The following is a 6258-nucleotide window of genomic DNA, read 5'->3' on the forward strand; positions in this document are numbered from 1 at the left end:
CGACAGATGTGTAGAAGGGAGAGGTCACGACGGCCGCCGTCCACACGCACCCCGTCCGCCCTGCCGCCGAGTGTGGCGCGGGTCGCGGCGCGTACGCGGCTGTCCGCCGAGCTGCTCGCCGCGATGCTGGAGATCGAGGACCGCACCCGCGCGACGCTGGACGACATGGAACGCGCCGACAGGCTCGCCGCACGGCTGCTGGCCCGCCGCCGTGACCGTCTCACCGCGGCGGAGCCGCCGCGGCGGCTGTCCGCCTGAGCCCGGCCGGCGACCGTGGTCGGGCGGGGGTCAGGCGGTGGTGTCGGCGCCGTCCGGGTGGGTGGTCAGCGGGAGCAGGCCCGGCCCGGCGATGGAGACGATCTCGTTGACGCGGCGGCTGAGCAGCCGGGACGGGTGCACGTCGAGGATGTCGACGATCTCGCCGAGCATCCGCGAGGCTTCCGGGGGGTCGTCGGGGGCGAGCGCCCCGGCCAGCGACGCCAGCGCCCAGCCGCGTTCCACCGTCCCCGAGCTGGTCATGTCGACCGCGATGCGCCCGAGGTCCGCCGCGCCGTCGCCGCCCATGCGGCTGACGACGTCGGCGACGACGCACGCTTCGCGGACCTCGTCGAACGCCGGCCAGCCGGGGTGGCGCAGCCCCTGGACGTTGGGGCGTTGGGTCAGCCGGTCCAGCGCGATCAGCGCGGTGTCGGTGTCACCGAGGGTCGCGGCGGCGCCGGCTTCGAGCGCGGCCGCCCAGCCATGCAGGTAGGGATGCCCGGCGGTGTCGGCGCGCCGCGCCGCACCCGCCGCCGCGTCGTAGCGGCCGGTGACGAACGCGACGAGCGAGTCGAGGGTCGCGGCGGTGCCGGTGAGCAGCGGGTCGTCGAGCTGGCCGGCGAACTGGTCGGTGAGGGTGGCGAACCGGCGCGCGGACGGGTCGTCGCCGGCTTCGACGGCGAGCACCCCCAGGTAGAACGACAGGAACCCGGCGATGCCGGTGAGTTCGCGGTGTACGGCTGGGGACAGCCGGCGGCCCAGCGCGGCCTGCGCGCGGCGCCAGTCGGCGATCACCGGCCGGACCAGCAGGGTGTGCGGCAGGGTGAGCAGGGTGGTGGCGTAGCGGTGCAGTCGGTCGTCGAACTCGGCCATGGTCAGCGGGTCCGGGTCGGCGTAGGCGATCTCGCGGGACAGCATGGCGGCAGCGCGGGACGCCGCCGCCATCCCCAGCCGGTCGGGACGGGCGGAGTCGGGTAGCTCCACGTGGCTCATCCCCCTCCTTCCCGCCCCGGGCCCGCCCGGTAGGGCGGTGGGGCCGTGATGCGTTCCCGGCGTGGGCCGTGGACACGGTCCGTGGCGCGACACCGGGCCGAGGTGGCCTGGGGTCGGAGGTGAACCGGACTGTGCGCTGCGGTGCGTCACCCACCCCGTCGGATCGGTGACTCTCGCACGCTACCGTGTTCGCCGTCACGGCGGGAAATGGAGGTGTGATGTCGTGGTGGCCTGGCACCAGCGCGCCGCAGCTGCCAGGCCGGATTCCCCCCGCACGCCGATTGTTGTCCACGTCCTGGTGCGGAGTACAGGTTTCGGCGGGATTGTGGTGTGTTACGGGCGGCTGACTGCCTGCCCTCCCCCCGTCTGAGGGCATCGCCCGTGGCGGGAGCCGCCACTCTCGGTCCGACACGGTTCCGGCCAGGTCAGGGGGAGGACCCATGGCCTGCCCCCGGTGGTGCGCCCCCGTGGTGTGCGCACCTGTTCACGAGGAGTTGCTGTGCCGCCCATCCAGAACAGCCCGCGGGAACCCGCAGGACTTCCGCGCTATGCGGGCCTGGGGACGTTCGCCAGGCTGCCCCGGCTCGACGAGGTCAGCCAGACAGACGTCGCGATTCTGGGAGTTCCCTTTGACTCGGGTGTGAGCTATCGGCCGGGCGCCCGGTTCGGGCCGAATCACATTCGGGAGAGTTCACGGCTGCTCCGGCCGTACAACCCGGAGCTGGCCGTCGCGCCGTTCCAGCGGCTGCAGGTCGCCGACGCCGGAGACGTCGCGGTGGGGCCGTACGACCTGCCCGCCGCGCTCGCCGCGGTCGAGAGGCAGGCGCGGGACCTGCTTGACGGCGGCGCCCGGCTGCTCACCATCGGTGGTGACCACACGATCTCGCTGCCACTGCTACGGGCGGTCGTGGCGGTGCACGGGCCTGTCGCCGTCGCTCACTTCGACGCCCACCTGGACACCTGGGAGGGCTCCTACGGCACCGCGTTCAACCACGCGACGCCGTTCCGCCGCGCCGTCGAGGAAGGTCTGATCGACATGGAGGCGAGCATCCATGTGGGCGTGCGCGGCCCTCTTCCCGCCGACACGGATCTTGAGGACGACCGGCGGCTCGGTTTCACCGTCATCACGGCCACGGACATCGAGATGGAGGGTGTCCGGACTGCCGGCGAGCGTCTCCGGGCGCGGATCGGGGACCGTCCGGTGTACGTGTCCGTCGACATCGACGTTCTCGATCCGGCGTTCGCGCCGGGTACCGGCACCCCCGAGGCGGGTGGTCTGACCAGCCGCGAGCTGCTGGTCCTGCTCCGCGAGTTCCGCTCGATGAACGTCGTGTCCGGTGACATCGTCGAGGTGGCGCCCGCCTACGACCACGCTCAGATCACCGGGATCGCCGCGGCGCACACCGGTTATGAGATCTTGTCGACGATGGCGGTCTCCCCGCACGGGGCGGAGCGCCTGCCCAGGGCGGCCGTGCCGGTGCCGGCTCCCGTCGCGACGCCCTGGGCGTCCGCCAGGCCTGCGATCGGATAACTATACCGAATTTCGGTATTTGTATACCGGAGTTAGTGTGATGGGTATGGTACGCACCGCGCTGACCCCGGCTGAACGTGCCCGCGGCTGCCGTCTTGGTGCTCTGCTGCGGGAGGCCCGTGGGGCCCGCGCCGTCGCCGAGATCGCCCTGGCCGCCGGCCTGTCCGTCGAAACCCTCCGCAAGATCGAGAGCGGACGGATTCCCACCCCGACGTTCTTCACCGTCGCCGCGCTCGCGCGGGCCCTCGACCTGTCCCTGGACACACTGGCGCACACCTGCGACGCCCCGTCGTACGAGACGTCCACCGCCCGGCCGGCGGCCGCGGCCGGCCTGCCCACCGTCACCGCCGGCGCTGGCGGCTGACACCAGCCCGCACCCGGCGCACGCGGTCCGGGCCGGCGGGTGGTCAGTCGCCTCCGCGGGCGACACCCCCCGCCGAGCCGGCGCCGACCACCCGGCCCCCGTCGTCATGAGCATGCTGCCCATGCCCATGCCCATGCCCATGCCCATGCCCATGCCCATGCCCGTGGGAGTGGGAGTGGTCGTGGGGGCTGGTGGGGTCGTCGGGATGGTCGTGTGGGGTCTGCACCTGCCCGACCCGGTGCGCATGCCCGGGCAGCGCGATCCGGTACAGGCAGGTGTCACAGTTCATCCGGATGTCCCCGCCGAGGGCCTCCCGGTAGCGTTCCAGCACCAGGTCGACGAGCGCCGGCCCGTCCCCGAGCAGCCCCGCGCATGCCACCGCCACCTGCGGATGCGCCGCCGCCCACTCCTGGGCCTGCGCGACGGTGCGCCGCGGCAGCACCCCGGTGAACAGGAAGTACGGGGCGACCACGACCCGGGTCCCGCCCAGGCGGCGGATCCGTTCCAGCCCGGCGGGCACCGACGGCTCGGCCAGGCTGATGAACGCGACCTCCACCCCGGCGAACCCGCGGCCCTCCCACAGCAGCCGGGCGACCTTGACGACCTCGGCGTTGGCGTCCGGGTCGGTCGACCCGCGCCCGACCAGCAGCACCGTCGTCGCCGACCGCTCCCCGGGCGGGCACACCGCGTCGATGCGCTCCTCCAGCAGGGCCAGCAGCGACGGATGCGGGCCGAGGGGACGTCCGTAGGCGTAGGTCAGCTGCGGATGACGGTCCCGCTCCCGGGCCATCGACCCGGGAATGTCCCCTTTGGCGTGGCCGGCGGAGACCAGTGTGAGCGGGACGACGCCGAGCCGGTGATGCCCGGCGTCGACCAGGCGGGTCACCGCGTCGGCGACCGGCGGCGCGGACAGCTCGATGAACCCGCCGTCGACCGCCAGCCCGCCGGCCCGCTCCCGGACCCGGGTGACGAACCGGCGGAACTGCTCGGCGCCGTCCCGGTCCCGGGTGCCATGCCCGACGATCAGCAGCGCCGGTCCGGGCGTGGGACGGCTGGCGGCGGTGGGGGTGGGGGTGTGCTCGACGGTCACCTCGACGGTCCTCCTGCGGCTCGGCCGGCACGGCGGCGGGAACGGATCAGCTCCATCAGCTCCATGCGTAGTCCCGGGGGGTGACGACCAGCCCGGCGCGCAGCCGGGTCCGTGACGAGCCGACCACCACCGTCGTGGTCATCCCGACCAGGTCCAGCAGCCGCTCCCGCTCCGCCGCGTCCGCGTTGCCGCCGTCCCCGCCGGTCAGTGCGCCGAGGGTGGTGACGGTGACCCGCTGCCCGGGCCGGAACGCGTCGGTGACCAGACCCACCGGGGTGCCCGGGGGGCGGGCGGCGGCGAGCGCGGCCAGCGCGTCGGGCAGGTGGTGGCGGCGGGTGCGGCTGCGCGGGTTGTAGAACGCGACGGCCAGGTCGGCGTCGGCGACGGCGCGTATCCGGTGCACGATCCGCTCCCACGGGGTGTGCAGGTCCGACAGGCTGATCAGTGCATGGTCGTGGCCCAGCGGGGCGCCGAGCAGCGCCGCGGCGGCCAGTGCCGCGGTGACCCCCGGCACGGCGACGACGTCGAACGACCCGTCGGCCAGGTCCAGTGCCGGGCTGCCCATCGCGTAGATCCCGGCGTCCCCGCTGCCGATCAGTGCCACCGCGTGACCGGCGCGGGCCTGGTCCACCGCCGCCTGGGCGCGGGCCTGCTCGTCACCGAGCCCACTGGCGAGGACCCGCACCCCGGCCGGCAGCAGATCCGCGACCGAGGCGACGTACTGGTCGAGGCCGACGACGACACCGGCGCGGCGCAGCTCGGCGCGGGCCCGGCCGGTCAGCAGCCCCCGGTCACCCGGGCCGAGGCCGACGACGGCGAGCCGTCCCCGGGGCCGGTGCCGCGCGACGGCGACCGTCGCATGGGCGCTGACCTGCTTGGCGACGACCAGCTCCGCCCCCGCCACGGTTCCCGCGGCTCCCGCCGTTCCCGCGGTGTGCCCGTCCGCGGGGGTGCCCGCACCGGCGGTTGCGACCTGGCCGGGTGCGACCTGGCCGGGTGGGCCGTCGGTCCGGCGCGCGGGCGCGGACAGCAGGCAGGCGGCCTCGGCGACACTCGGGGTGCCGACCGCGGCGCGGACGACCTCCGAGGGATGGGGCACCGTCACCCCGGCCAGCTCCTCGGCGGTGTGCACGACCAGCGGCCAGCCGCGGCGCGCGGCGACCTGCAGCAGCCCGGCCTCGTCGGCCTTCGCCGTCACCGTCGCCAGATGGGACACCGCGGCGGGGGACAGACCGGCACCGGCCAGCGCGGCGTCGATCAGCGTGTCGATCTCCGCGGCGGGTGCCCCGCGGCTCGCCCCGACCCCGACGACCAGGCTCGGTGGCCGGTAGACGACCCGCGGCACGGCACCTGCCGGCGGGTCGGGCAGCAGCCGGTCGGTGATGTGGATCTCCCCGGCGACGGTCCCGCCCGCCGGGCCGTCCGAAGCCCCCGGGTCCGCGCCGGGCCGGTCGGCGGTGCGTGGTTCGGTGCCGCGTGGGCCGGCGGTGCGCACCGACGGGGGCAGCGCCGGCAGCGGCCACACCGCGTCGGTGTGCAGGGTCACCGGCTGCCCGGACAGCATCGCCGCGCCGACCGCGGCCAGCTGCGCACCGGCGTCCACCGTGAACCCGGCCTCGGCGCCGAGGCCGTCGAGGGCGGCGACGCCCGTCACGTCACTGGCCGTGGTGATCACCGGGGTGGCGTCGAAGACGTCGGCGACCTGTTCGGCGAGCCGGTTCGCGCCCCCGGCGTGCCCGCCGCACAACGCGACCGCGAACCGGCGTGCCTCGTCCACACACACCACACCCGGGTCGTGGTCCTTGCCGCGCAGCAGCCCGTCGAGGAGCCGCACCGTCGCGCCGGTCGCCAGGAAACAGACGACTCCGTCGACACCGTCGGTGACCGCGGCGGCGAGCGCGTCACGCGCCCGGCCCGGGTACAGCCGGGCGGCGGGCCAGCGGGCGGCGAGCTCGGCGGCGGCGGCCCGCCCGGCGGCGGTCACCGCCACCAGCGCCACCCGACCCGCCGCCGAGCTCGCCG

At 75.1% G+C, this 6258-nt stretch carries 6 protein-coding genes; 3 read left to right on the forward strand and 3 right to left on the reverse strand.

All coding sequences use genetic code 11. The annotated features are described in order from the left end of the window. Nucleotides 1–6: 6 nt before the first annotated feature. Nucleotides 7–258 carry a hypothetical protein gene (locus AB1460_RS35160; protein ID WP_368966713.1) on the forward strand — a complete coding sequence of 84 codons (252 nt, stop codon included), beginning with the start codon at nt 7–9 and terminating at the stop codon, nt 256–258. 30 nt (nt 259–288) lie between these two features. Here the strand turns inward: AB1460_RS35160 and AB1460_RS35165 are convergent, their stop codons facing one another. Beyond that, nucleotides 289–1251 carry a hypothetical protein gene (locus tag AB1460_RS35165; RefSeq protein ID WP_368966708.1) on the reverse strand — a complete coding sequence of 321 codons (963 nt, stop codon included), beginning with the start codon at nt 1249–1251 and terminating at the stop codon, nt 289–291. A 499-nt stretch (nt 1252–1750) separates the two neighbouring features. Between AB1460_RS35165 and speB the strand changes: the two genes are divergently transcribed. Next, nucleotides 1751–2782, forward strand: a complete 1032-nt coding sequence (gene speB, locus AB1460_RS35170) for an agmatinase (RefSeq protein ID WP_368966709.1) — start codon at nt 1751–1753, stop codon at nt 2780–2782. 46 nt (nt 2783–2828) lie between these two features. Further along, complete coding sequence (locus tag AB1460_RS35175) at nt 2829–3146, forward strand: helix-turn-helix domain-containing protein (RefSeq protein WP_368966715.1); 318 nt, start codon at nt 2829–2831, stop codon at nt 3144–3146. Between the two features lie 43 nt (nt 3147–3189). On the opposite strand, the gene AB1460_RS35180 is transcribed toward AB1460_RS35175, so the two are convergent. Both AB1460_RS35180 and AB1460_RS35185 read right to left on the reverse strand, forming a co-directional pair. Beyond that, nucleotides 3190–4236 (reverse strand): sirohydrochlorin chelatase, encoded by a 1047-nt coding sequence (locus tag AB1460_RS35180; protein WP_368966711.1) that lies wholly within the window; start codon nt 4234–4236, stop codon nt 3190–3192. A 55-nt stretch (nt 4237–4291) separates the two neighbouring features. Then, nucleotides 4292–6235 (reverse strand): cobalamin biosynthesis protein, encoded by a 1944-nt coding sequence (locus AB1460_RS35185; protein WP_368966716.1) that lies wholly within the window; start codon nt 6233–6235, stop codon nt 4292–4294. Nucleotides 6236–6258: the final 23 nt, after the last annotated feature.

This window comes from Parafrankia sp. FMc2 (genome assembly GCF_041008525.1).
Lineage (GTDB): Bacteria > Actinomycetota > Actinomycetes > Frankiales > Frankiaceae > Parafrankia.